Below are 22,211 nucleotides of genomic sequence, written 5' to 3'. Positions count from 1 at the left end.
CCGCCGTGGCTCTCCCTCGCGTGATATCACGCAATGTTTCAGGGGCGGAATGACACCTTAGGCGACGCGGCGTCAACCGATGCACGTTTCAACCTCTCGCGAGCGGGGCGCCCGGAGTGGCCTGCATATTTCCGGTCGCGGGGAGGTCCGGCGCGGGGTATCGGGACGGCCATGCAGACGATGAACCCGCTCGCCGCCGCGCCCCGAGGCGCCCTCGCCTCGCCCGCCGCTGCGCGGAACACCGGGCCAATCCTTGAGGTGCTGAAGGCCCATATGCCGGGGCGCGGGCGGGTGCTCGAGATCGCCGCTGGGTCGGGCGAGCACGCCGCAGCCTTCGCGGGCGCCCTGCCCGGCCTCGACTGGACGCCCAGCGATCCCAATGCGGAGGCACGGGCCAGCATCACGGCCTGGGCGACGGCGGCGAGCCTGCCGAACCTGCGCCCGCCGCTGGCGCTGGACGTGCTGGACGCGGCGACCTGGCCGGAGGGGCCGCTGCAGGCCGTGGTCTGCGTCAACATGATCCACATCAGCCCGTGGGCGGCGACCGAAGGCCTGATGGCGCTGGCCGGGAGCCGGCTGGCGACCGGCGGCCTGCTGGTCCTGTACGGGCCGTATCGCGAGGCGGACGTTGCGCTGGCCCCGTCCAATGCGGCGTTTGACCAGAGCCTCAAGGCCCGCGATCCAGCCTGGGGGCTGAGAGATCGGGACACGGTGGCGGCCGTGGCGAAGGCGGAGGGGCTTGCGCTGACGCGGCGGGTCGAAATGCCGGCGAACAATCTGATGCTGCTGTTCCGCCGGGTCTGAGCGGCCCTTGTGCTTCCGGCGGGGATGTGGCGGCATCCCGGCCAAGCTGGCTGAACCTGATCGAAAGCACCGACATGAAACGTCTCCTCACTGTTCTGACCGTTCTCGCCGTTGCGGCTCCGGCTTGGGGGCAGACGCCGCCGACAGCCGCGCCAGCCGCTGCTCCGGCCCCAGCCGCCTCCTATGGCGCACCGATCGGGCTGGAGGCGGCGCAGGCGCTGGTCGACCGGGCCATCGAGGCCGGCCGCGCCCGCGGCTTCCGTCTGGCCATCGCCGTGGTCGAGCCGTCAGGCGAACTGGTCGCCTTCGGGCGGATGGACGACGTCCAGTACGGCTCGATCACCGTCGCCCAGGCCAAGGCCCGGTCCGCAGCCCGGTTCCGCGCTTCCTCCGCCTCGGCGGAGGAACGGTTGGCCGCCGGGCGCATCGCCCTGCTGGCCATCGACGGGATGATGCCCGTCGCCGGCGGCGTGCCGATCGTGGTCGACGGCCGGGTGGTCGGGGCCATCGGCGTGTCGGGGGCGTCGTCGGCGCAGGACGACGAGGTCGCGCGGGCGGCCATAGCCGCGGTGCTGGGCGGCTAGACCCGGCTCCGCCCTGCGGCTACGGACCCGGCATGGCGTTTTCCAGAACCTACGACGGCGACGAGCCGGTCCGGATCAACAAATGGCTTGGCCAGACCGGGGTCTGCTCGCGGCGCGAGGCCGACGCCCTGATCGCGGACGGCCTGGTCTCGGTGGACGGCGAGGTGGTCGCGGACGCAGGCCGCAAGCTGGAGCCGGGGCAGACCCTGACCCTCAGCGACCGGGCTACGGCGGCGCTGGCTGAGGGTGTGACCATCGTCATGCACAAGCCGCTGGGCTTCGTCTCGGGCCAGCCGGAGCCTGACAAGATCCCGGCGGTGCGGCTGATCACCGAGGCTAACCGGATTGGCCCCGGCGCGGTCCCGGCCGAGGACGCCTCCCTGCCCCCGATCGGGCGGCTGGACGAGGACTCCCGGGGCCTGCTGCTGCTGTCATCCGACGGGGTGGTGGCCAAGGCGGTGATCGGGCCGCAATCCGATCTGGACAAGGAGTATCTGGTCCGCGTCGCGGGCGACGTCACCGAGAACAAGCTGAAACTGCTGCGTTTCGGCCTGATGCTGGACGGACGTCAGCTGAAGGCCGCGCGGGTCAGCCGGATGGAGTCCTTCCGGCTGAAATTCATCCTGCGCGAGGGCCGCAACCGCCAGATCCGGCGGATGTGCGAGATGGTCGACCTCGAGGTCATCGACTTGATCCGTGTACGGATCGGACCGCTGAAACTGGACAACCTGCCCGAGGGCCGCTGGCGGATGCTGACGGCCGAGGAGCGAATGGCGCTGGTCGGCTGAAGCGCCGAAAGAACATCCCCTGCCGCTATCGTCATTCCGGGCGGAGAGACGCGTAGCGGCTCGTAGACCCGGAACCCAGCGGCGCGCGAGCGCGAAGCTGTTGCGGACACCGTGCCTGAGCAGATCGCCTTCGGCTCCTCTGGGTCCCGGCCTTCGCCGGGATGACGATAGCGGGGGATAGAACGTCACGCCGGCGCGTGAACCTTGAACGGCTTCAGCTCGTCCGCCAGCGCCCGTTTGAACGCCGGGCGGGCCTCAGCGCGGTCGACATACGGACTGAAATCAACGGAATGGCCACGCTGGCTAACCGCCCCGGGAGCCTCTAGGGGTCGCCCATGCCCCTGGACACCGAGATCATTGACGCCGCCTTCGTGCGCACGGTGCTGGCCGCCTCCACCGACTGCATCAAGGTGCTGTCTCTGGACGGCGACCTGACCTTCATGAGCGAGGGCGGGCAGCGGGTAATGGAAGTCAGCGACTTCAACCAGTTGCGCGGCTGTCCGTGGCCCGCGTTCTGGGAAGGCCTGGGCCACGCCGACGCGGTGAGGGCGGTCGCCGAGGCGCGCGCCGGGCGCAACGCCCGCTTCCAGGGCCCGGCCAATACCGCGATGGGCAATCCGCGCTGGTGGGACGTGCAGGTCACGCCCATCCCCGGTCCGGACGGCAAACCCATCCGCCTGCTGTCCGTCTCGCGCGACATCACCGAGCTGAAACGCTCCGAGGAACAGCACCGGCTGCTGGCGCTGGAGCTGAACCACCGGATCAAGAACGTCCTGGCCATGGTGCAGGCGATCGCCAGCCAGACCTTCCGCGTCTCGTCGGACCCGGTCGAGGCCAAGGCGGCCTTTATCGACCGGCTGGGCGCCCTGGGTTCAGCCCAGGACCTGCTGACCCAGACGACCCTGACCGGCGCCCGCATGGCCGACATCGTCGCCGACGCCTTCCGGCCGCATGGACGCGAGGGTCAGGTGACGGCCACGGGCCCCGACGTCGACCTGTCGCCGCGCTGCGCCCTGGCCATGTCGCTGGCGCTTCACGAACTGACCACCAATGCCATCAAATACGGCGCCCTGTCGGCCGACGGCGGGCGGGTGGCGGTGAACTGGACGGTGACGCCGGGACCGGACGCCACGGCCTTCGTCCTGACCTGGACTGAAAGCGGCGGCCCGCCGGTGGTCCAGCCGACCCGCACGGGTTTCGGCTCGGGCATGATCCAGCGGGCCCTGTCCGGCTATGTCGGCGGTGCGACCACCCTGACCTATGACCCGGTGGGGGTGGTGTTCACGATGACGACGACGCTGGAGGCGCTGACGGCGGAGGTGAAGTGATCTGCCTACATCGCCCAGGCCAGCATCCACACGGCCATGCCGACCATCATCACATTCTCCGTCAGTGAGACGAAGCCCAGCGGGACGTTCGAAGAGCCTCCGACGCAGGCGCATTTGAGCTCGCGCCGGTCGATGTAGACGGCCTTGAACACCGAGACCGCGCCAATCCCTCCGATGAACAGGGCGACGGGAGCCGACAGCCAGGTCAGGGCTCCGGCCAGCATCAGCACGCCCGCGCCCAGCTCGGCGAAGGGATAGATGTAGCCGTACGGAACCCAGCGCCGGGCCAGAAGGTCGTAGTTCAGGAACATGGTCGAGAAGCGCTCGACATCCTGCAGCTTGAGCATGGCCAGCAGACACATCGCTACAGCGATGAAATTGGGCAGGACCATAGCCGTGATCGCCCGCATCGACAGCCAGTCGATCGCGAGGGCGATCAGGGCGGCGACGGCGAAGACGGCGAGCACCGGGACATAGCTGGTCGCGCCCGGCTCGGGGACCTTTTCGCCGAAGAAGCGGCGCAGGTCGTCGTAGCCGCCGATGCGGACGCCGTCGATGAAGGTCTGGGGCGTGGTCGGGACGCCGTGCCCGGCCTTGAAGGCGTCGGTCTCGGCGCGGGTCTTCAGATGGTGGTCCTCGATCCTGTAGCCCTTGCGGGCCAGCAGCCAGCGGGCCTTCTGGCCAGAGGGGCAGAGGTGGTCGGGCAGGACCATACGGTAGAGGACGGCGGTCTTCTGTGGGGCGGACATGGGCGAATCTCCTGTTGCCGATAATGATCCGCGCCCTATGTGGGGTCCGTACCATGGTCCGGAGTCAAGCGATGTCCCCTTCCTTTTTCGCCATGACCATCGCCCGACTGGCCGAAGCCGGCGGCGTGGGCGTGGAGACGGTGCGCTACTACCAGCGGCGCGGCCTGCTGGAGACGCCGCCGCGGCCCGGGGGCTCCGGCCTGGGCGGCGGGGTGCGGCGCTACGGGGCCGAGGACGTCCGGCGCCTGAAGTTCGTCCGCTCGGCACAGGGGGCGGGATTCACCCTGGAGCAGATCGGCGAGCTGCTTGCCCTGGACGCGGGCGAGGACCGGGTGCGGGCTCGCGCGCTGGCTGAGGCGCGGCTGATCGAGCTGGACCGGCGGATCGCAGACCTGGAGACGGCGCGCGCGGCGCTGCGGCGGCTGGCGACCGCCTGCGCGGGCGGGGGGAAAGGGCCGTGCCCGATCCTGGAGGCGTTCGAGGGGTGATTTCCGCCGCTACCGTCATTCCGGAAGCGCCACCAGGTCGCCGTACAGATCGGCCCAATGAGGGTTCATCTCCTCGATCAGGGCGAATTTCCAGGGCCGCAGCCAGCGCTTGATGCGCTTCTCCCTGAGAATCGCCTGGTCGACGTAGCGATGGTGCTCGTACCAGACGAGACGCTCTGTTCCCCGTTCACGGCTGTAGCCGTCGATCTGACCGTGCCTGTGTTCTTCGATCCGCCGGATCAGGTCGTTGGTCATGCCGACATAGAGCCAGCCGCATGGGCCGCTGGCGACGATATAGACCCAGTAGTTGTGGTTGTTCATGGCGCCTCCCTTTGACAACCTATCCGCGCTTGATGGGGGGCGTCAAAGCGGAGCAGGTCCCTTGTCATCCCGGCCGCAGCGAAGCGGAGAGCCGGGACGGACGGCGCGATTAATCCCTCGCTTCCGGACAGCCCGCAGGGCTGAGCCGGAAGAAGGGCTGCCGCCGAAAGGTCTGTTTGAAAAAAGGGCCCCGCCGGGGTCACCCCAACCTGTCTCCCGGCTCAGCCCAAGCGGGCTGTCCGGGAGGGGATAAGGGGGGTCTCGTCCCGTCCCGGCTCTCCGCTTCGCTGCGGCCGGGATGACAAGAAGAGCGTGCGATGCCTTGTCATCCCGGAAGCGCCCCAGGCGCTATCCGGGACGTCGGGGATGTCGAGGCAGATGACGCGGGCGGACTTCAGGTGCGGTCTGAAGCGGCGCTGGAGTTTGGCGCGGTGGGCGCGCTCCATGACGAAGATCAGGTCGGCCCAATCGAGATGTTCGGGCGTGACCGGCTCCTCCGCATCGGGCGCCAGGCCGGCGGAGGCGGTCTCGACGCCGGGGTGTGAGGCGAACACCCGCTCGGCCGTGGGGGAGCGGAGGCGGTTGCGGGAGCAGAGGAAGAGGAGGTTGGTCAGGATGCTATATCTGCTCAATGATGTTTGATTTGGCCGGGTTTCGGCTTTCCACGTCAAAACCCGCTAAAGCTTCTGACCGCAACATCGAGACTTCATATGTTCCGACATCGCACAGTCTTCGTCATCGGGGCAGGATGCAGCAAGAACTACAAATTCGATGTGGGCAGCGAACTCCTGTCAAACATAGTGAAAAAAACGGCGAGGGAAGACGAAGTCATAGCCAGCGCGCTTGTCCGCCTTCCTGGAGGCAACATAGATGTCAAACGCCGCCTTACAACGTTTTCGGCCGGACTACAGAGTCACGAAACGATAGATCAGTACCTCGATTTTATACAAAACGACCAACTCTCCGTCGCTTTAGGTAAGATTGCCATAGCAAGGTGCATCCTCGAGCAGGAACACGCGAGCGGTCTAACAGATGAAAAATTGCGAACGGGCGTGGGAAGCTTTGCCCACACTTGGGTTTCCCGACTTATTTCGCGCATTCTGCGCGATTTGGGACGGGGCAACATCGCCGAGATGTTTTCCAATCTTACGTTCATCTGCTTCAACTATGATCGAATTATCGAGCAGATCGCTTATCATCAAATCAGAAACGCTACGAATGATGAGGGTGAAACACGCGCGGCGCTTTCCCAGCTTCGCGTTCTTCATCCTTACGGAAGCTTGGGGAATATTCCTTGGCAGGGCGGCTCCAATGTCGTGGAGTTCGGACGTGGGCACGATGAATATGGCGCAATACTTATGGCGTCCAAATCAATCCGAACCTTTACAGAAACAGTCGAAAGTAAACTTGGCCAAGAAATCAACGTGGCGATCAACAATGCCGAGCAAGTCTGCTTCAATGGCTTCGGATACATCCGCCAGAACATGACGCTCTTGAGGAGAGACAACGAACCGCCACCTCGCCTGACGCTGATGAATCAGTATCTTATGCCCAACCCAGAACGAGTCTTGGCTGTCAGAGCGGTGAAAGCGGCGCTAGTGCGGAACACATCCCTACTCGGTTCCATGATCGAGACTGATTTGGACGCGAGTGAGTTCATGAATCACTGGCTCGGGACAATATTTGCAGACCCTTAAAGCGGAATATTATCGTGCTTCTTCCACGGGTTCTCCTGCTGCTTGTTCTTCAGCGTCCGTAGCGCCCGGATCAGTCTCCGCCGGGTCCCGTGCGGCATGATCACGTCGTCGATATAGCCCAGCCCCGCCGCCACGAACGGGTTGGCGAACCGTTCCTTGTACTCGGCCTCTCGCGCCGCCAGCGCTTCCGGGTCGCCGGCCTCCTTGCGGAAGATGATCTCGACCGCGCCCTTGGCGCCCATGACGGCGATCTCGGCCGAGGGCCAGGCGTAGTTGACGTCGCCGCGCAGGTGTTTGGAGCTCATCACGTCATAGGCGCCGCCATAAGCCTTGCGGGTGATGACGGTCAGCTTGGGCACGGTGGCCTCGGCATAGGCGAACAGCAGCTTGGCGCCGTGTTTGATCAGGCCGCCGTACTCCTGACGCGTGCCGGGCATGAAGCCGGGCACGTCGACGAAGGTCACCAGCGGGATGTCGAAGGCGTCGCAGAAGCGCACGAAACGGGCGGCCTTGCGGCTGGAATCGATGTCCAGCACGCCGGCCAGCACCTGCGGCTGGTTGGCGACGACGCCGACGGTCTGGCCGTCGAGGCGGCCGAAGCCGGTGACGATGTTCTTCGCGAAGTCCGGGCCGATCTCGAAGAACTCGGCCTCGTCGACCGTCTTCAGGATCAGCTCCTTGATGTCATAGGGCTGGTTCGGATTGGCCGGGACCAGGGTGTCGAGGCTGGCTTCGTCGCGCTCGGGGTCGTCGTAGGAGTCGCGGACCGGGGGCTTTTCGCGGTTCGACAGGGGCAGGAAGCCGATCAGGCGGCGGACCTCGCTGAGGGCCTCCAGATCGTTCTCGAAAGCGCCGTCGGCGACGCCGGACTTCTGCGAATGGACGCGGGCGCCGCCGAGGTCCTCGTGGGTGACCACCTCATTGGTGACCGTCTTCACCACGTCGGGGCCGGTCACGTACATATAGCTCGTGTCCTTCACCATGAAGATGAAGTCGGTGATGGCCGGGGAATAGACGTCGCCGCCGGCGCAGGGGCCCATGATGACGCTGATCTGGGGGATGACGCCCGAGGCCAGGGTGTTCTGCAGGAAGATGTCGGCATAGCCGGCCAGGGATTCGACCCCCTCCTGGATGCGGGCGCCGCCGGCGTCGAACAGGCCGATGATGGGGGCGCCGTTGGTCAGGGCCATGGTCTGGATCTTGACGATCTTGGCCGCGTGGGCACCCGAGAGCGAGCCGCCGAAGACGGTGAAATCCTTGGAGAAGACATAGACCAGACGGCCGCCGATCGTGCCGCGGCCGGTCACCACGCCGTCGCCGGGGATGCGCTGGGTTTCCATGCCGAAGTCGTGCGAGCGGTGCTCCACGAACATGTCGGTTTCCTCGAACGAGCCCTCGTCCAGCAGCACGTCGATGCGTTCGCGCGCGGTCAGCTTGCCCTTGGCGTGCTGGCTGGCGATGCGGGTCTCGCCGCCGCCGAGCTTGGCGGCCGCGCGGCGGGCTTCGAGCTGTTCGAGGATGTCTTGCATGGTCGGGTCTCCTTGAGCGCGAGGCTTAAGGAGAGTTTGGCGCCTTGTCATCCCGGACGCCGCGAATGCGGCGATCCGGGACGTTGGGGGCACAGGATTTCTCCTCCCGGAAGCTGCGTCAGCAGCTATCCGGGAGACAGGTCAGGACATAGCGCCAAGGCCACCTGTCTCCCGGACAATCGCGTTGCGATTTCCGGGAGTACGAACTGGCGCCGCCGCCGTCCCGGATCGCCGCTTTCGCGGCGTCCGGGATGACTAGGTTGGCCTTACCCCGAGAACCCCTGCCCCAGACGCTCGGGCGCCGTCATCCCGGCCAACAGGGTCAGCTCGGCGACATGGGCGGTGAAGGCCCTGCGGCCCGCGGTGGTGAGGGTGATCCAGGTGCGCTGACGGCCGTTTTCAGCGGCCTTGGTCAGCTTGACGTAGCCGGCCTCCTCCAGCTGCTTCAGGTGTTTGGACAGGACCGAATCCGACACCTTGATGGCGTCGCGGAGCATGGCGAACTCGGCCGCCTCCACGCCTGACAGCATGGCGCAAATCTGCAGCCGGCCGGGGGCGTGAATCACCGCATCGAAGACGGGGGCCCTCATCCGCCGTTCCCGGCGACGTCCCGCCGATAGGCCCGCATCCAGGCTTCGCCGGCCCAGTAGGCCGTCAGCCAGGCCAGAGCGACCGCCAGCGGCGGTGCCCAGGCCGGCCCGTCGAAGAGCCGGGGCGACATCGCCAAGGCGATCAGCGCCATCAGGACGATGCCGAGCCCCAGACCGACCACCGGAGCCCGGCGCGACAATCCGACCCCGAGCCGCCATCCCATCCGGGCCCTGTCGTGGCGGACCAGAAGGACGCCGCCCACCGCGACGACGGCGGCCAACCAGAAGCTCAGCCAGGCCGGCGCGGCGAAGACGCCGACCAGTCCGGCCATCAGGGTCGCGTGCACCAATCTGGAGGTGAGCGGATAGACCAGCCGGCCGCCAAACGCCGCGCGGGCGCTCCGGATCGTCTCAAGGGCCTCATGCGGGCTCGGATCTTGCGTCATCGGGAAACCTCACTTTCCAATATGGAAAGCGTAGCATGATTTTCCATATTGGAAAGTGATTATTTTCCAGTTTGGAAAGTCAGCCCAGCGCGTGGAACCAGCGGTCCAGCAGCGCGGCCTCGGCGCGGCGGGCGGCGGTGCGTTCGGCGGCCTCGGCGTCGACGCCCCACTGGCGCTCCTGGAAGGCCTCGTCGAGGCGGCTGAGCTCGAAGGCGGCCTCGCCGGACAGCAGGCCGCGCTGCAGCGCGAGGGCCAGCACCGCCGAGCCCAGCAGGGGCGTGGCCATGGCCAGGCCGGTCAGGGCGAAGTCGTCGAGCCGCAGGGCCAGTTCGGCCACGCGGGCGATGGCGGCGGGGTCCTGCGGGCGGTGACATATGCCCTCGGCCGGTTCGAGCACCACGCCCAGCTCCAGCGCCGCCCAGTCGCGCCAGGGCGTCCATTCGCGGGCCTGTTCCGTCGCCAGCGAGGTCGGATGCTCCGCGAGGTAGCAGAGCAGGTCCGACCCGGCGAAGGCGGCGATCTCTTCGGCCACGGCCTCGCGCACCTGCGAAACCCGGTCGATGGCGGTCGAGGCCAGGCGGGTGGCGGGCATGGTCGCAGGGTCGATGAACTCGCCCTGCGCGGCCCATTCCCCGGCCGCCAGCCGCGCGGCGGCCTCGGTCGGCAGGCGCAGCGGGGCGTGGGCCGGCGTCTTCGGCGTGCGCCCGTCCAGCGTCACCACCCAGCCGCCCTCGCCTTCCGCCACGTCGACGTCGGTCCAGAAGCGTTTGAGCCGCTCCTCGGACTCGCGGAAGCCCTTGCGGGCGGCGACGTTGGGATCGAGGGGCGGGATGTGGCTCATGCGGGGTCTCGGGCGATCTCAGGCGGCACGGGTCAGGTCGGCGAAACCGTCCAGCACCATGGTCAGTTCGGCGAAGGATCGGGCGACGTGGCGGGCCCCGGCGGCCTGCTGTTCCTCGACCGTATGGAAGCCCCAGGCGACGCCGAGCGGCAGGACGCCGGCGTTGATCGCCATCTCGATGTCATGGGCGGTGTCGCCGATCATGAGGGTGGTGGCCGGACAGGCGTCGCAGGCGGCCATGGCGGCGTGCAGCATGGCGGGGTCCGGCTTGCCGGGCCCGTCCTCGGCGCAGTGGGACGAGATGAACAGATCGGCCCAGCCCTCGCGGGCCAGATTGCGGGCCACGCCCCGGCGCGACTGGCCCGTCGCCAGCGCCAGCCGCCAGCCGTCGCGATGCAGGCGGCGCAGGGTCTCCATGGCGCCGGGATAGAGCGGCTCATGGAAGTCCGGATCGCTGTTCATGCGCAGAAACACCGCTTTGAAGGCCTCGACGAAGCGGGCGAGGTCGGCGTCGTTCAGATTCGGCTCGAGCTCACGCAGGGCCACCGGCAGGGACAGGCCGACGATCTTGCGCACCCGGTCGTATTCCGGCTCGGGCAGGCCGAGCGCCCGCGACGCCTCGGTCGCCGCCTCGAAGATGGAAGCGCGGCTGTCGACGAGGGTGCCGTCGATGTCGAAGACTGCGAGGGGTCTCAAGAAATCACCGCTCATCCCGGCGAATGCCGGGACCCAGATCACGAACGCAAAGGGACGGGACCGACCACCGGCGTTCGCCGCGGCGGACTTGTTGTTTTCCATCTGGGCCCCGGCATTCGCCGGGGTGAGCGGAAGGGATAGAAATCATCGCTGCCGTTTCACCCCTTCAAACGGATCGCTCTCGTTTCCTTCCGCCTCCTCGAAGCCGAAATGGGCGAAGCCGGCGCGCATTTCGGGGCTCAGCGGGGCCTCGACCACCAGCATGCCGCCGGACGGATGTTCCAGCTCGATGCGACGGGCGTGGAGCTGCAGCTTCAGCGGGCCCGACAGCTCCTTCGATGCCTCGTCGCCGTATTTGGGATCGCCGAGGATCGGATGGCCGATGCCGGCCATATGGGCGCGCAGCTGATGCGTCCGCCCCGTGAACGGCCGCAGGGCCATCCACGAGGCGCGGTGGGCGGCGCGGCTGATGGTGGCGAAGGCGGTCTCGGCCGGTTCGGCGCGCGGGTCCTTGCGGTCGGCGGGGCGCATCATCTCGAAATCGTTGATGCCGGTCTTCTTCAGCGGCATGTCGATCTGGCCGGCGGCGGGCTTGGGGTTACCGATGACGATGGCCCAGTAGGTCTTCTTCGCCTGACGCCGGGCGAAGGCGCCGGCCAGCCGTTTGGCCGCCTCGGGGCCCTTGCCGAGCAGCAGGACGCCGGAGGTGTCGCGGTCGAGGCGGTGGACCAGGCGCGGGCGGTCCATCCCCTCCCCCCAGGCCGACAACAGGCGGTCGACGTGGCGGCTGGTCTTGGTGCCGCCCTGGACGGCGAGGCCGTGGGGCTTGTTGATGGCGATGACCATGTCGTCCTCGTAGAGGACCAGCGATTTGGCGAAGGCGATGTCCTTGGCCGACAGGGTGTGCAGGTCCCCTGCCTTCCGCGACGCATCATCCGGGATCGGCGGCACGCGTACGGCGGCGCCGGCGGTCAGGCGGCCTTCGGGCTTGATGCGGGCGCCGTCGACGCGGATCTGGCCGCTACGGGCCATCTTCTGCACCTGGATGTTGGACAGGTGCGGCCAGCGCCGGCGGAACCAGCGGTCCAGCCGGATGCCGTCCTCGGCTTCCGCGACATAGAGGGTCTGGACCTCGCGCCTGGGCGGTTCGGGGGTGTCCTGAATGGGGTCATCGGTCAAAGGGCGGCTCCGAAGGCGCGGCGGGCGACCATCAGGCCGATAAACAGGGCGGCGATCGACAGGACCACCGAGGCGGCGACGTAGCCGCCGGCCATGGCCAATTGACGGCGCTCGATCATCAGCGCCGCCTCCAGTGAAAAGGCCGAGAAGGTGGTGAAGCCGCCCAGCACGCCGACGGCGGCGAAAAGGCGCAGACTCTCGCTGTTGGCGCCGCCCCGGAAGGCCAGCCAGCCGGCCAGCAGCCCCATCAGCAGGCCGCCGACGACATTGACCGTCAGCGTCGCCCACGGCCACTGAGCCGTCGGAAACTGGCGCATGGCCCAGACGCCGACCCCGTAGCGGGCGACAGCGCCGAGAGCGCCCCCGGCTGCGACGATGAGAAGACGTGTCATGATGCGGGGCTTATACACATCGACGCCGGTTGTGTGAGGCCCGGCCCGGAAAGCCTGACCGAAACTTCACTTGCCCAACCGCAGGGTTAACGCCGATATCTAGTCCCTGCGGCGCCGCTTCGCGCCCAAGGGGAACGCCGTCGGCCCTGCGGCGCGATCTGCCATATTGCCGGGCTGACGATTCAAGGACCGCCGCACGCGCCATGTCGCACGACGATCACAACCACGGGAACGACGGCCACGGCGCGCCGCATGACGGTGGTCATGGCGGCCACGGCGAGGACGCCCGCCTGCAGGCGACGCCGAATCCGCCGCCGCGCGGGGGCGAAGACAGCCCCAACCGCGCCGTGCCGCCGCCGACCCCGAGCCGCGGTCGCGAGGCGTTGCGCGGCGGCGACGGCATCCTGCGTCCCATTTCCGAGAGCGAGTATTTCTCGGCCACGCCCGAGGCCGAGGCGATCGTCAGCTCGCATATCGACGAATATTTCAACCAGCCGCTGGACATCTTTCCGTTCTGGGAGACCGACGGAAAGCCCGACCGGTTCCATGTCCTGTTCAGCCGCCAGATCGAGGAGCGATTCCCGGTCGACACCGACATTCGCAGCCGCATCCACGGCTATGGTCGGCGGATATTCAAGGCGCTGGTGACGCACGTCACGGTCAAGCGGCTGAGCCAGGCCGGGGCGCTGGCCGCCTTCGCCGCCCTGGCCATCCTCGGCCCCGGCTGGTTCACGAGCTGGACCGGCTCCGAGGCCATGGGCCTCGGCCTCGCCGCGGGCGCCATGATCGCCTCCCTGGGTCTCTACTGGGGCCTGCAGGCGGTGCTGTTCATCCAGTACCGGTTCCAGCTGGAGAACGACTCCTACGAGTTGTCGCGCGAGATCGTGCAGCGGACCCGCGAACTGCAGAACCTGTTCACCAGCGCCCGCGCCATGGCGGACCAGGCCGAGACCCAGTTCCAGCAGGACGGCAAGGGCTGGGGCCAGCGGGCGCAGTATCTGACCCGGCTGACCATGTGGCTGGGCGCGCGGATGGAATACCTTGAAAAGCACGTCCAGATGGAGCTGTGGCGCGTGCGCCGCGAGCGCTACTGGATGCGCTGGGCGCAGCGGATCATGACGCCGCTGGTGCTGATCGCCGGTCTGGCTGTGCTGGCGCTTGAACCCGCGCCGGAAACCGGCGAGGCGGGTTTCCGCGCCCTGCAGGGACTGGCCGCCGTGCTGGGCGTTCTGGTCAGCTGGCTGTCCTATTTCCGCTGGCGCACGCCGGTGGGGGCGATCCAGGACAAGCTGGGCGTCGACGGCTGGGTCCGCTACGCCTCGCTGGACGTCGACAACGCCGTCTCGGATCAGGTGCGGCGCGACAAGGAACGACTGGTCGAATACCGGGCGCTCACCCGCGGTGGCCGCTGATCAACGTCGCAGGCTGTCCTGCACTGCCCGCGCGTCAAAGACGTTCGGGCGGTCGGGACGGGGCCCGTCGCCCAGCACCACCTCCAGCGTGGTCGAGGTCTGCGAGGGTCCGCTGAAGTTCAGTCCGACCCCGACGCCGACCCCTGAGGCGGAATAGCGGCCGTAGCGGCCCGAGGAACGACCGGCGCCGTAACCGATGCCAACGCTGGGGCGCATGCCGCCGGCGCTGTCCAGCCGGCCGTCGGTCCAGCGCTGGGTGACCTCGAACCAGTCGTGGCCCTCGGCCGTGGTCAGCTCGGCCGCGCGCAGCAGGGCCATGTCCATGACCGGACCCGGCGCGCCGACGCCGTTGTAGGTGACGCGGAAGCGGTTGGATTCGATCCGTTGTTCGGCGTAGCCCTGCCCGCCCGGTCCCATTTGGGCGCCGTAGGGCGCGAGGCTGGCGCAGGCCGACAGCGCCAGGCCGGCGGCGGCGATCAGGGGCAGGGTCAGGCGGGTCATGGCGGGTCTCCGGGCGTGTGGAGAATAGCGCGGGTCGAACGGCGTGGTTCCGGCGCCTACAGCCCCGCCGCAGCCTTCAGCGCCTCGAAATCCTCCGGCGGGGGTGCTTCGACGGTGCGGTAGCCGCCTTCGGGGTGGGGGAAGGTCAGTTTGGCCGCGTGCAGCATCAGCCGCGGGGCGGCGCGACCGGCGAAGGTCAGGGCGCCGCCATAGCGGGCGTCTCCGGCCAGCGGACGGCCGATCGAGGCCATGTGAACGCGCAGCTGGTGCATCCGGCCCGTGGCGGGGTCCAGCTCGACCAGGGCCCCGTCATCGGAGGCCGACAGGGTGCGATAGCGACTCAGCGCGGCCTGGGCGCCGGGCGTGTCGGCGGACACGGCGCGCATATAGCTCTCGCGGCCGATCTCCTGACGCAGTAGCGGCGTGTCGATGGTCCCGGACGTCGGCTCCGGCGCCGCGGACAGCAGGGCGAGGTAGGTCTTCTTGAACCGCCGCGCCTGCATGGCCTTGCCGAGGAATCCGGCGGCGGGTTTATTCTTCGCGGCGAGGATGACGCCCGAGGTGTCGCGGTCCAGTCGGTGCACCAGATCAGGCCGTTTGCCGTTCGAGCGGGCGAAGGCCCACAGCAGGTCGTCCAGCGTATGCGCCTGGATGCGGCCGCCCTGGCTGGACAGGCCAGCCGGCTTGTTGAAGACGATCACGGCCTCGTCCTCGTGGAGTATCCACGAACGGACGGCGGCGATTTCGGCCTCGGACAGGGAAACGGGGGAACGGTCGGTCACCGCGCCTGCATAGGCGAAAGACCGACCGTCCGTCAGCCCCTCAGCGCAGCACGCCCTTCTTGCTCATCATCCAAGCGTACCAGATGAAGAACAGGCAGGCGCCGCCGATGACGATCTGCATCGGCCACATCGACCCCATGGCCGCCAACCCGTCCGACAGGGCGAAGGCGTAGATCGTGCCCGCCAGCCAGCCGAGGAAAGACACCACAAAGACCGGCATCGCCCATTTACGGCGGAGCAGCAGCAGGATCGCGCCGAGGGCGCCGCCCCAGACGCCGATGGCCCAGGCCGCGTGCGTCCACATCGGCATGGCGTTGAAATACTCCAGCTGGGCCGCGGACATGCCCATCTGCGCAAACCATTCGTCCTGCCGCGTCTGGGTCATGAAGTAGTCGAAACAGCCGAAGCTGTTCCACAGCAGCGCCAGAACGCCGACGACCCACAGGTGCCAGGGCGTCGAGACGCGATCGCTCATGCCGCTCATGACAGCATTCCCTTCTTGCTCATCGTCCAGGCGTACCAGGCCAGGAAGGCGGCGACGACGACGATCACCCAGGGCATGTAGGTCATCATGGCCATGGCTTCCGGCAGCGGCGGCATCGGGTTTGCGAACCCGTAGACCAGGCTGCCCAAGGCGGCGAGAAACGACAGGGCGAAGGCGGGAACCGCCAGCTTGTTCCGCATCAGCAACAGGATCGAGCCGGCGACGGCGCCCCAGACGCCCAGCACCCAGGGACCGTACATCCAGGTCGGCATGGCGTTGTAATAGTCGATCATCGGCTGAGTCATGCCGGAGGCGCGCCAATAGGTCTCGCCCTGGGTCACGCTCATCACAAAATCATAGCCGCCGAAGGCGTTCCACAGCAGGGAAATCACCCCCACGGCCCAGAGATGCCACGGCGTCGCGGCCTTCATCATATCGCTCATCTTCCCCTCCCAAGGTTGATCGATGGGCGGAAGCTAGACCCAAAACCGCCGTTACGGCAACGCTAGGCCGCGGGAACCCGCCACGGCGGGTTGATGCGGCTCTCGCCGGCGAAATACAGGCACAGGCGATTGCCGTTGGGATCGGACAGGCGCGCCTCGCGCCAGAGCCAGCGCTGATCGACCGGATCACTGTCGAAGACGACGCCGGCAGCCTTCAGCGCGGCGACCCGGTCGTCAAGATCGTCGCATTCGAAATAGACCATCGTCCCGCCGGGCGCGGGGACCTCCGCGAGGTGAACCGAGAAGGTCGCGCCGCCCGGGCAGAGGAAGCGGGCGTAGTGGTCGCTGGAGACGATCAGCTCCAGTCCGAGCCGCTGGTAGAAGGCGCGGGCGCGGGGGATGTCGGAGGCCTCGACGGTGACCTGGTTGAGGTTCATTCGTCGCCCTGTCGCGCCGCCCGCATCGCCGCCCAGCGGTCGAGCCGCTCCTTCACCTTGGCCTCATGACCCTCGCCTTTCGGGGCGTAGAAGACGCGGCGCTCCATCCCGTCCGGGAAGAAGTTCGCGCCCGAGAAACCCTCCGGCGCGTCGGGGTCATACTGGTAGCCCTGGCCGTAGCCGAGCGACTTCATCAGCTTGGTCGGGGCGTTGCGGATGTGGGCCGGCGGCATCAGCGAGCCGGTTTCGTGCGCCGCCCGCTTCGCCGCCTTGAAGGCCTCGTAAACGCCGACCGACTTGGGCGCGGTGGCGAGGTGGACAACGGCCTGTGCGAGGGCCAGCTCGCCCTCGGGAGAGCCGAGGAAGTCGTAGGTATCCTTGGCCGCATTGGCGACCAGCAGTGACAGGGGGTCGGCCTCGCCGATGTCCTCGACCGCCATACGCACGATGCGGCGGGCCAGATACAGCGGATCCTCGCCGCCGTTCAGCATCCGCGCCAGCCAGTAGAGGGCGGCGTCAGGGTCAGACCCGCGAACAGATTTATGCAGCGCGGATATGAGGTTATAGTGTTCTTCTCTGCTCCTGTCGTAGGCAGGCGCCCGCTTCTGCAGGATGCCGGCCAGGGCCTGGACGTCCAGCGGCTCGGTCGAGGTCAGGTCGAACAGCACCTCCGACATGGTCAGCAGGTAGCGGCCGTCGCCGTCGGCCAGGGCGAGCATCGCCTGGCGCGCCTCGGGGGTCAGGGGCAAGGTCTTGCCCTCCTGCGCCTCGGCCCGAATCAACAGTTGATCGAGAGCCGCATCGTCCAGTCGCTTGAGCACATAGACCTGCGACCGCGACAGCAGGGCGCCGTTCAACTCGAACGACGGGTTCTCGGTCGTGGCGCCGACGAGGGTGATGATCCCCTCCTCCACGAACGGCAGGAAGCCATCCTGCTGGGCGCGGTTGAAGCGGTGGATCTCGTCGACGAACAGCAGGGTCGACTGGCCGGCGGCGCGGCGCATGCGGGCGGCCTCGAACGCCTTTTTGAGGTCAGCGACGCCGGAGAAGACCGCGCTCAGCGACTGGAACTGGTAGCCGGCGGCCTGGGCCAGCAGGCGGGCGATAGTGGTCTTGCCGGTGCCCGGCGGTCCCCACAGGATCATCGAGCCCAGCCGCCCGGCCTCAACCATGCGCCGGATCGGCCCGCCCGGTCCCAGCAGATGATCCTGACCCACGACCTCCTCAAGCGTGCGCGGCCGGAGCCGGTCGGCCAGCGGCGCGTCGGGAGGATGGATGCCGGAGGCTTCGAACAGGTCGGTCATGGACGATCAGAGATAGGCGTTACCGGCGCGCATTTCACGCGTTAGTGTGGCTGCGAAGCGAGGAGCGCGCGACATGGCTGACGACCACAACGCGCAGGGTCCGGTAATCGGCATCGCCCCTCATCTGACCATTCCGTCGCGGGGCGGTCAGGCGGCGATCGAATTCTACACCCGCGCCTTCGGGGCCACCGAGATCCGCCGCATGCCGGCTGAAGACGGCGAGAGGCTGATGCACGCCCACCTGACAATCAACGGCGCCAGCGTGATGCTGCACGACGAGTTCCCCGAGATGAACGGCGAGCAGGACATCGTCCCGAAGGGCGTTACGATCCATCTGCAGGTCGATGACGCCGACGAATGGTGGAACCGCGCCCTGCTGGCCGGGGGCGTGCCGCTTTATCCGCTGGCTGACCAGGTCTGGGGCGACCGCTATGGCCAGTTGCGCGACCCCTTCGGCCACACCTGGTCGATCGGATCGCCGATCCGCAAATAGCTCCGGCGGTGGAAGCAAAAAACCTAGCGGATCACGCCGCTGAGGCGTTGACCGCGACGGTTGATGGTCAGCTCGGAGCCGCGGCCGACGTCGGCCAGTTGCTGCACTGAGGTCACGGCGCGCCCGTTGACGGTCAGGATGATGTCCCCTCCTTGCACTCCGACCCGGTTGGCGTAGCTGCCGCGTTGCACCTGGCCGACGATGACCCCGCTGGCGAAGGGATCGCCGCCCAGACTGTCGGCGAGCGCGGGGTTGAGCGCCAGCACCTGGGCCCCCGACAGGACGCCGGAGCGGACGACGGTCGCATTGTCGGTGCTCACATCGCCCGGCAGCGGCTGAACCCGCGCGTTCAGCGTCTGGTTGCTGCCGTCGCGCAGGACGGTGACCTGCACTGTCTCGTTCGGCGCCCGGGTGCCGACGCGGAAGTTGAGGCCGCCCTGGTCGTTGATCTCGGCCCCGTCAACGGCGGTGATGACATCGCCCTGGCGCAACCCCGCGCGCGCGCCGGGACCGTTGGGCCAGACTTCCGTGACCACCAGTCCCTGCGGTCGGTCCATGTCGAGGCTGCGGGCGATCTCAGCCGAAACCCCCTCGCCCTTCACGCCCAGCCATGGCCGAACCACGGCGGAGGCGCCGCCGACGGCTGAGTCGACCACCCGCTTGACCATCGAGGCCGGCACGGCGAAGCCGACGCCCGAAGACGAGCCGGAGCGGGAGAAGATGGCGGTGTTGATGCCGATCAGGTCGCCGTCCATGTCGACCAGCGCCCCGCCCGAATTGCCCGGATTGATGGCCGCGTCGGTCTGGATGAAGGAGCCGCTGTCCGAGATGCCCGTCTCGGTCCGGTTCAGGGCGGAAATGATGCCGTTGGTCACGGTCTGGCCGACCCCGAACGGATTGCCGATGGCCAGCACCAGATCGCCGATCTGCTGTTCCTCGCGGTCGTCGATGTTGAGAGTCGGCAGTCGCTCCTCGACACCCTCCAGCTGCAGTACGGCGATGTCGGAGCGCTCGTCGGCCAGCACCACCCGGGCGTTGAATTCGCGCCTGTCATTCAAGGTGACGCGGATCTGTTGCATGCCGGCGATGACGTGGTTGTTGGTCACAACCACTCCGGTGGAGCGGACGATCACGCCTGAACCGACCGAGCCGGTCTGGCGCTGGCCAGGAATGCCCCAGAAGGGGTCGCGGACCTGCTGCACCCCGCGCGCCGAGATATTGACCACGGCGGGAGCCGCGGTGCGCACCACGGGGGCGAAGCTGGACTTCATCGCGAGGGCGTCGCCCGGAACCACGCGGTTCTCGGCGAAGACGCCATCCTGGGCCTGGGTCTCGTTCGGCTGGCCGCAGGCGGCAAGGGTCAGTGCGATCGCGATCGCAAGGGTTCGGGTCTTCATCATCATCCAGTCGGTCAGTCGGGCGGCGGCATCGCCATTCCGCCTCGCCATTGGGACGGGATCAAGGCGCCGGGGGCTGGCGGATGGCCATTCCGCAAGCCGAGGTTGCGAAAGCTTAATGCCATGACGGCTTGCGCGGCGCGGCCGGGCAAGGCCAAGCTGCCTGCATGACAGCCGTGATTGAAACCCCCGTTATCCAGGTCCTGGGGCTTACCAAGACCTACGGAACCGTCCGCGCCCTCGACGGGCTGGACCTCTCCATTCCGCGGGGCGGGGTCTATGGCGTGCTGGGGCCCAACGGGGCCGGCAAGTCGACCCTGTTCCGCATCCTGCTGGGCCTGATCCGGCCGACGGACGGCACGGCGACCATCATGAACGGGCCGGTCGGCGACATCGCCCACATGCGCCTGACGGGCTCGATGATCGAGACCCCGCGCTATCCCCCCTATTTGACCGCGCGGCAGGTGTTGCGCTGGCTGGCGCTGGAGCACGGCATCACCGGTACGGCGGACATTCCGTACTGGCTGGAGCGGGTCGGGCTGTCCGAAGCGGCGGACCGCAAGGTGCGTGGCTTCTCAGTGGGCATGATGCAGCGCCTCGGCGTCGCTGCCGCCCTGATCAGCAAGCCCGAGCTGATCATTCTGGATGAACCAACCAGCGGCATGGATCCTCCCGGCATTCAGGAGATGCGGGCCCTGATCCGCAGCCTGGCCAATGACGACGGCCTGACCGTCGTCCTGGCCAGCCACCAGCTGCTGGAGGTCCAGCGCGTCTGCGACCGCGTCGCCATCCTGAACAAGGGCAAGCTGGTGCGTGAAGGCGCGGTCAGTGAGCTGACGGCTGTCGGCGAGCGCCTGCGCCTGTCGGCCGGACCGGTCGACAAGGTTCTGGCCGTGCTGGGCGCCACGGGCGTTCGCGACGGCGAGGGTGTGCTGGCCGACATTCCCCGCGCTGAGGGCCCGGCCCTGATCCGCGCCCTGGTCGAGGCCGGGATCGACATCAGCGAAGCCCGTTGGGTCGGGACGGACCTCGAAGCCATCTTCTTCACCGAGACAGGCGCTGTGCAGGCGCCGGAGACGATCCATGCTGGTTGACGCCATCCGCGCCGAAGGCTTCCGCGTGTCGAAGAACAAGACCGCCCTGTTCTGGAGCCTCGCCTTCGTGCCGATCATCTCGGTGGCGATCGGGGCCCTGACCAATTTCGTGCTCAAGGGCAGCGAAACCAAGATCCTCGGCGACACCAAGATGCCGCCCGAGGTCCGCGAGGCCCTGACCCGCGGCACGCTGGACATGGGCGAGGCCCTCGTCCAGGCGGCGGCCGGTCTGGCCAATCCTCTGGTGCTGCTGTTCGTCCTGATCGGGGCGGCCACCCTCTACGCCGGCGACTATCGCTGGGAGACCTGGCGTCTGATCAGCGCGCGCAACAGCCGGGTCAACCTGCTGCTGGCCAAGCTGGCCATCGTGGCCGTGCTGGCGCTGGCGGCCATGGGCTTCATGCTGCTGGCCAGCGTGATAGAGAACCTGATCAAGGCGGCGGTGTTCGAACGGACCCTGGCCTTCTCCCTCACCGGAGAGATGGTCGGCCAATTCCTCGGCTTCGTGGGCCTGTCGTGGCTGCGCATCCTGCAGTTCGCCATGATGGGAATGCTGGCGGCGGTCGTCACCCGCTCGCTGCTGGCGGCGCTGTTCGTGCCTCTGGTGTTCGGCATCGCCCAGTTCTTCACGCCCAATCCGCTGATGCAGATGGGCGTGATGCCCGACGCCTGGCTGGCCATATTGCTGAACCCGGGCGCGGCGACCGATGCGATCCAGGCCTCGATCCGGGGCGGAGCGGTCGCCGCGGCCCTGCCCGACGGCCTGCTGCTGAAGTCCTGGCTCAGCGTCGGTCTGTGGACCCTCGCGCCGCTGGCCGGAGCCCTGGCCTGGTTCCGGCGTCAGGACCTGTCCAAGGAGTAGCCGTCAGAGCGGCTTCTCCATCCAGACATTGCAACGGGCGTAGGGCGTCGGCTGGGCCGGCAGGTCGAGGAAGCCGAAACGGCGGTACAGGGCGATGGCGTGGGTCTGGGCCGCATTGGTTTCCAGATACAGACGCGGCGCGCCCGCCGCCCGCGCCGCCGCCTCGCAGGCTTCCAGCAGCCGCCAGCCGAGGTTCTGCCCCAGCGCGGTTTCCACGACCGCCATCTTGCCGACCTCGTATCCGCCGTCCGGCATGGCCATCAGGGAACAGCAGCCGACAGGTTCCCCGTCCCGCTCAGCGATGAAGACATGGCCGCCCCGGTCGAGGATGGAGCCCTGCGGATCGCCGAGGACGAGCTGATCCTTGGCCTCCAGCGCATAGCCGCCGGCAATCAGCCAGCCCTCGTTCATCGACCGCCAGGCGGCGGCGTGGGCGGGGCGGTAAGGAACGATGGCGAGGTCCATGACCGGTTCTCGCCGGATCGACGACGGGGGGCAAGCGAGTGTCGCTTATGTCTTGCTTGTCGAGCTTATGGCGGACCGGTTGTCGAGGTTGTCTCGCCCGAATTG

Annotated in this window: 27 protein-coding genes; 10 read left to right on the top strand and 17 right to left on the bottom strand. The window is 67.8% G+C overall.

Features of this window, described 5'->3' with window-relative positions; translation table 11 throughout:
* Positions 1-171 precede the first annotated feature (171 nt).
* The 4 genes from ACTIEW_RS10370 to ACTIEW_RS10355 all read left to right on the top strand — a co-directional run bounded on the left by ACTIEW_RS10370 (position 172) and on the right by ACTIEW_RS10355 (position 3,504).
* On the top strand, positions 172-804 hold the full coding sequence (locus ACTIEW_RS10370) for a DUF938 domain-containing protein (protein WP_439477825.1): 633 nt from the start codon (positions 172-174) through the stop codon (positions 802-804).
* Positions 805-878: 74 nt separating this feature from the next.
* Positions 879-1,388, top strand: coding sequence for a GlcG/HbpS family heme-binding protein (locus ACTIEW_RS10365; RefSeq protein WP_439477824.1), 510 nt, complete (start codon positions 879-881; stop codon positions 1,386-1,388).
* Positions 1,389-1,420: 32 nt separating this feature from the next.
* On the top strand, positions 1,421-2,176 hold the full coding sequence (locus ACTIEW_RS10360; protein ID WP_439477823.1) for a pseudouridine synthase: 756 nt from the start codon (positions 1,421-1,423) through the stop codon (positions 2,174-2,176).
* Between the two features lie 335 nt (positions 2,177-2,511).
* Positions 2,512-3,504, top strand: a complete 993-nt coding sequence (locus tag ACTIEW_RS10355) for a sensor histidine kinase (RefSeq protein ID WP_439477822.1) — start codon at positions 2,512-2,514, stop codon at positions 3,502-3,504.
* Between the two features lie 5 nt (positions 3,505-3,509).
* On the opposite strand, the gene ACTIEW_RS10350 is transcribed toward ACTIEW_RS10355, so the two are convergent.
* A complete protein-coding gene (locus ACTIEW_RS10350; RefSeq protein WP_439477821.1) occupies positions 3,510-4,253 on the bottom strand; it encodes a MauE/DoxX family redox-associated membrane protein in 744 nt (247 codons plus the stop codon).
* A gap of 71 nt (positions 4,254-4,324) precedes the next feature.
* Here ACTIEW_RS10350 and ACTIEW_RS10345 point away from each other — a divergent pair, with 71 nt between their 5' ends.
* On the top strand, positions 4,325-4,741 hold the full coding sequence (locus tag ACTIEW_RS10345) for a MerR family DNA-binding protein (protein WP_439477820.1): 417 nt from the start codon (positions 4,325-4,327) through the stop codon (positions 4,739-4,741).
* 15 nt (positions 4,742-4,756) lie between these two features.
* On the opposite strand, the gene ACTIEW_RS10340 is transcribed toward ACTIEW_RS10345, so the two are convergent.
* Positions 4,757-5,062, bottom strand: coding sequence for a GIY-YIG nuclease family protein (locus ACTIEW_RS10340; RefSeq protein ID WP_439477819.1), 306 nt, complete (start codon positions 5,060-5,062; stop codon positions 4,757-4,759).
* A gap of 710 nt (positions 5,063-5,772) precedes the next feature.
* Here ACTIEW_RS10340 and ACTIEW_RS10335 point away from each other — a divergent pair.
* Entirely contained in the window at positions 5,773-6,759 is a 987-nt protein-coding gene (locus ACTIEW_RS10335) for a hypothetical protein (protein WP_439477818.1), read from the top strand.
* Here ACTIEW_RS10335 and ACTIEW_RS10330 read toward each other — a convergent pair.
* The 7 genes from ACTIEW_RS10330 to crcB form a co-directional block, all read right to left on the bottom strand.
* The gene (locus ACTIEW_RS10330; RefSeq protein ID WP_439477817.1) at positions 6,756-8,288 is read right to left on the bottom strand and encodes an acyl-CoA carboxylase subunit beta; all 1,533 of its coding nucleotides are present in this window, start codon (positions 8,286-8,288) and stop codon (positions 6,756-6,758) included. The two genes, ACTIEW_RS10335 and ACTIEW_RS10330, sit on opposite strands and share 4 nt — an antisense overlap.
* A gap of 266 nt (positions 8,289-8,554) precedes the next feature.
* A complete protein-coding gene (locus tag ACTIEW_RS10325) occupies positions 8,555-8,878 on the bottom strand; it encodes a transcriptional regulator (protein ID WP_439477816.1) in 324 nt (107 codons plus the stop codon).
* Positions 8,875-9,324: a hypothetical protein gene (locus tag ACTIEW_RS10320; RefSeq protein WP_439477815.1), complete on the bottom strand. Its 450-nt coding sequence runs from the start codon at positions 9,322-9,324 to the stop codon at positions 8,875-8,877. The genes ACTIEW_RS10325 and ACTIEW_RS10320 overlap by 4 nt, the downstream gene beginning before the upstream one ends.
* A gap of 79 nt (positions 9,325-9,403) precedes the next feature.
* Positions 9,404-10,165 (bottom strand): ATP12 family chaperone protein, encoded by a 762-nt coding sequence (locus ACTIEW_RS10315; RefSeq protein ID WP_439477814.1) that lies wholly within the window; start codon positions 10,163-10,165, stop codon positions 9,404-9,406.
* A gap of 18 nt (positions 10,166-10,183) precedes the next feature.
* A complete protein-coding gene (locus ACTIEW_RS10310) occupies positions 10,184-10,861 on the bottom strand; it encodes an HAD-IA family hydrolase (protein WP_439477813.1) in 678 nt (225 codons plus the stop codon).
* Positions 10,862-11,005: 144 nt separating this feature from the next.
* A complete protein-coding gene (locus ACTIEW_RS10305) occupies positions 11,006-12,040 on the bottom strand; it encodes an RluA family pseudouridine synthase (protein ID WP_439477812.1) in 1,035 nt (344 codons plus the stop codon).
* Positions 12,037-12,432 (bottom strand): fluoride efflux transporter CrcB, encoded by a 396-nt coding sequence (gene crcB, locus ACTIEW_RS10300; protein ID WP_439477811.1) that lies wholly within the window; start codon positions 12,430-12,432, stop codon positions 12,037-12,039. The genes ACTIEW_RS10305 and crcB overlap by 4 nt, the downstream gene beginning before the upstream one ends.
* A gap of 203 nt (positions 12,433-12,635) precedes the next feature.
* Here crcB and ACTIEW_RS10295 point away from each other — a divergent pair, with 203 nt between their 5' ends.
* Positions 12,636-13,844, top strand: coding sequence for a hypothetical protein (locus ACTIEW_RS10295; protein WP_439477810.1), 1,209 nt, complete (start codon positions 12,636-12,638; stop codon positions 13,842-13,844).
* Here the strand turns inward: ACTIEW_RS10295 and ACTIEW_RS10290 are convergent, their stop codons facing one another.
* The 6 genes from ACTIEW_RS10290 to ACTIEW_RS10265 form a co-directional block, all read right to left on the bottom strand.
* Complete coding sequence (locus tag ACTIEW_RS10290; RefSeq protein WP_439477809.1) at positions 13,845-14,345, bottom strand: CC0125/CC1285 family lipoprotein; 501 nt, start codon at positions 14,343-14,345, stop codon at positions 13,845-13,847.
* A gap of 56 nt (positions 14,346-14,401) precedes the next feature.
* Positions 14,402-15,127 carry an RluA family pseudouridine synthase gene (locus ACTIEW_RS10285; RefSeq protein ID WP_439477808.1) on the bottom strand — a complete coding sequence of 242 codons (726 nt, stop codon included), beginning with the start codon at positions 15,125-15,127 and terminating at the stop codon, positions 14,402-14,404.
* A 40-nt stretch (positions 15,128-15,167) separates the two neighbouring features.
* Positions 15,168-15,611, bottom strand: coding sequence for a hypothetical protein (locus tag ACTIEW_RS10280; protein WP_439477807.1), 444 nt, complete (start codon positions 15,609-15,611; stop codon positions 15,168-15,170).
* Positions 15,608-16,054 carry a hypothetical protein gene (locus ACTIEW_RS10275; RefSeq protein WP_439477806.1) on the bottom strand — a complete coding sequence of 149 codons (447 nt, stop codon included), beginning with the start codon at positions 16,052-16,054 and terminating at the stop codon, positions 15,608-15,610. Before ACTIEW_RS10275 ends, ACTIEW_RS10280 begins: the two co-directional genes overlap by 4 nt.
* Before the next feature lie 62 nt (positions 16,055-16,116).
* Positions 16,117-16,491 (bottom strand): VOC family protein, encoded by a 375-nt coding sequence (locus ACTIEW_RS10270; RefSeq protein ID WP_439477805.1) that lies wholly within the window; start codon positions 16,489-16,491, stop codon positions 16,117-16,119.
* Complete coding sequence (locus ACTIEW_RS10265; RefSeq protein WP_439477804.1) at positions 16,488-17,795, bottom strand: replication-associated recombination protein A; 1,308 nt, start codon at positions 17,793-17,795, stop codon at positions 16,488-16,490. Before ACTIEW_RS10265 ends, ACTIEW_RS10270 begins: the two co-directional genes overlap by 4 nt.
* 73 nt (positions 17,796-17,868) lie before the next feature.
* Between ACTIEW_RS10265 and ACTIEW_RS10260 the strand changes: the two genes are divergently transcribed.
* Positions 17,869-18,288, top strand: coding sequence for a VOC family protein (locus tag ACTIEW_RS10260; RefSeq protein ID WP_439477803.1), 420 nt, complete (start codon positions 17,869-17,871; stop codon positions 18,286-18,288).
* Between the two features lie 23 nt (positions 18,289-18,311).
* Here the strand turns inward: ACTIEW_RS10260 and ACTIEW_RS10255 are convergent, their stop codons facing one another.
* Positions 18,312-19,685 (bottom strand): trypsin-like peptidase domain-containing protein, encoded by a 1,374-nt coding sequence (locus ACTIEW_RS10255; RefSeq protein WP_439477897.1) that lies wholly within the window; start codon positions 19,683-19,685, stop codon positions 18,312-18,314.
* A 167-nt stretch (positions 19,686-19,852) separates the two neighbouring features.
* Here ACTIEW_RS10255 and ACTIEW_RS10250 point away from each other — a divergent pair, with 167 nt between their 5' ends.
* Together ACTIEW_RS10250 and ACTIEW_RS10245 are read left to right on the top strand one after the other, a co-directional pair.
* Positions 19,853-20,779, top strand: coding sequence for an ABC transporter ATP-binding protein (locus tag ACTIEW_RS10250; RefSeq protein WP_439477802.1), 927 nt, complete (start codon positions 19,853-19,855; stop codon positions 20,777-20,779).
* Positions 20,769-21,641: a hypothetical protein gene (locus ACTIEW_RS10245; RefSeq protein WP_439477801.1), complete on the top strand. Its 873-nt coding sequence runs from the start codon at positions 20,769-20,771 to the stop codon at positions 21,639-21,641. The genes ACTIEW_RS10250 and ACTIEW_RS10245 overlap by 11 nt, the downstream gene beginning before the upstream one ends.
* 3 nt (positions 21,642-21,644) lie before the next feature.
* Here ACTIEW_RS10245 and ACTIEW_RS10240 read toward each other — a convergent pair whose 3' ends face one another.
* Positions 21,645-22,106, bottom strand: a complete 462-nt coding sequence (locus tag ACTIEW_RS10240) for a GNAT family N-acetyltransferase (protein ID WP_439477800.1) — start codon at positions 22,104-22,106, stop codon at positions 21,645-21,647.
* Positions 22,107-22,211 lie beyond the last annotated feature (105 nt).

Source organism: Brevundimonas sp. (assembly GCF_051860745.1).
Taxonomy (GTDB): domain Bacteria; phylum Pseudomonadota; class Alphaproteobacteria; order Caulobacterales; family Caulobacteraceae; genus Brevundimonas.
Note: the sequence above shows the minus strand (reverse complement) of the source record. Positions and strands in the feature narration are given on the sequence as shown.

Excerpts from the sequence above, each read along its gene's own strand:
- ACTIEW_RS10255 (WP_439477897.1), bottom strand. The coding sequence starts at position 19,685 with ATGAAGACCCGAACCCTTGCGATCGCGATCGCACTGACCCTTGCCGCC.
- ACTIEW_RS10260 (WP_439477803.1), top strand. The coding sequence starts at position 17,869 with ATGGCTGACGACCACAACGCGCAGGGTCCGGTAATCGGCATCGCCCCT.
- ACTIEW_RS10240 (WP_439477800.1), bottom strand. The coding sequence starts at position 22,106 with ATGGACCTCGCCATCGTTCCTTACCGCCCCGCCCACGCCGCCGCCTGG.
- ACTIEW_RS10280 (WP_439477807.1), bottom strand. The coding sequence starts at position 15,611 with ATGAGCGGCATGAGCGATCGCGTCTCGACGCCCTGGCACCTGTGGGTC.
- crcB (WP_439477811.1), bottom strand. The coding sequence starts at position 12,432 with ATGACACGTCTTCTCATCGTCGCAGCCGGGGGCGCTCTCGGCGCTGTC.
- ACTIEW_RS10365 (WP_439477824.1), top strand. The coding sequence starts at position 879 with ATGAAACGTCTCCTCACTGTTCTGACCGTTCTCGCCGTTGCGGCTCCG.
- ACTIEW_RS10295 (WP_439477810.1), top strand. The coding sequence starts at position 12,636 with ATGTCGCACGACGATCACAACCACGGGAACGACGGCCACGGCGCGCCG.
- ACTIEW_RS10270 (WP_439477805.1), bottom strand. The coding sequence starts at position 16,491 with ATGAACCTCAACCAGGTCACCGTCGAGGCCTCCGACATCCCCCGCGCC.
- ACTIEW_RS10335 (WP_439477818.1), top strand. The coding sequence starts at position 5,773 with ATGTTCCGACATCGCACAGTCTTCGTCATCGGGGCAGGATGCAGCAAG.
- ACTIEW_RS10265 (WP_439477804.1), bottom strand. The coding sequence starts at position 17,795 with ATGACCGACCTGTTCGAAGCCTCCGGCATCCATCCTCCCGACGCGCCG.
- ACTIEW_RS10345 (WP_439477820.1), top strand. The coding sequence starts at position 4,325 with ATGTCCCCTTCCTTTTTCGCCATGACCATCGCCCGACTGGCCGAAGCC.
- ACTIEW_RS10290 (WP_439477809.1), bottom strand. The coding sequence starts at position 14,345 with ATGACCCGCCTGACCCTGCCCCTGATCGCCGCCGCCGGCCTGGCGCTG.
- ACTIEW_RS10370 (WP_439477825.1), top strand. The coding sequence starts at position 172 with ATGCAGACGATGAACCCGCTCGCCGCCGCGCCCCGAGGCGCCCTCGCC.
- ACTIEW_RS10275 (WP_439477806.1), bottom strand. The coding sequence starts at position 16,054 with ATGAGCGATATGATGAAGGCCGCGACGCCGTGGCATCTCTGGGCCGTG.
- ACTIEW_RS10330 (WP_439477817.1), bottom strand. The coding sequence starts at position 8,288 with ATGCAAGACATCCTCGAACAGCTCGAAGCCCGCCGCGCGGCCGCCAAG.
- ACTIEW_RS10245 (WP_439477801.1), top strand. The coding sequence starts at position 20,769 with ATGCTGGTTGACGCCATCCGCGCCGAAGGCTTCCGCGTGTCGAAGAAC.
- ACTIEW_RS10325 (WP_439477816.1), bottom strand. The coding sequence starts at position 8,878 with ATGAGGGCCCCCGTCTTCGATGCGGTGATTCACGCCCCCGGCCGGCTG.
- ACTIEW_RS10250 (WP_439477802.1), top strand. The coding sequence starts at position 19,853 with ATGACAGCCGTGATTGAAACCCCCGTTATCCAGGTCCTGGGGCTTACC.
- ACTIEW_RS10360 (WP_439477823.1), top strand. The coding sequence starts at position 1,421 with ATGGCGTTTTCCAGAACCTACGACGGCGACGAGCCGGTCCGGATCAAC.
- ACTIEW_RS10350 (WP_439477821.1), bottom strand. The coding sequence starts at position 4,253 with ATGTCCGCCCCACAGAAGACCGCCGTCCTCTACCGTATGGTCCTGCCC.
- ACTIEW_RS10315 (WP_439477814.1), bottom strand. The coding sequence starts at position 10,165 with ATGAGCCACATCCCGCCCCTCGATCCCAACGTCGCCGCCCGCAAGGGC.
- ACTIEW_RS10340 (WP_439477819.1), bottom strand. The coding sequence starts at position 5,062 with ATGAACAACCACAACTACTGGGTCTATATCGTCGCCAGCGGCCCATGC.
- ACTIEW_RS10320 (WP_439477815.1), bottom strand. The coding sequence starts at position 9,324 with ATGACGCAAGATCCGAGCCCGCATGAGGCCCTTGAGACGATCCGGAGC.
- ACTIEW_RS10355 (WP_439477822.1), top strand. The coding sequence starts at position 2,512 with ATGCCCCTGGACACCGAGATCATTGACGCCGCCTTCGTGCGCACGGTG.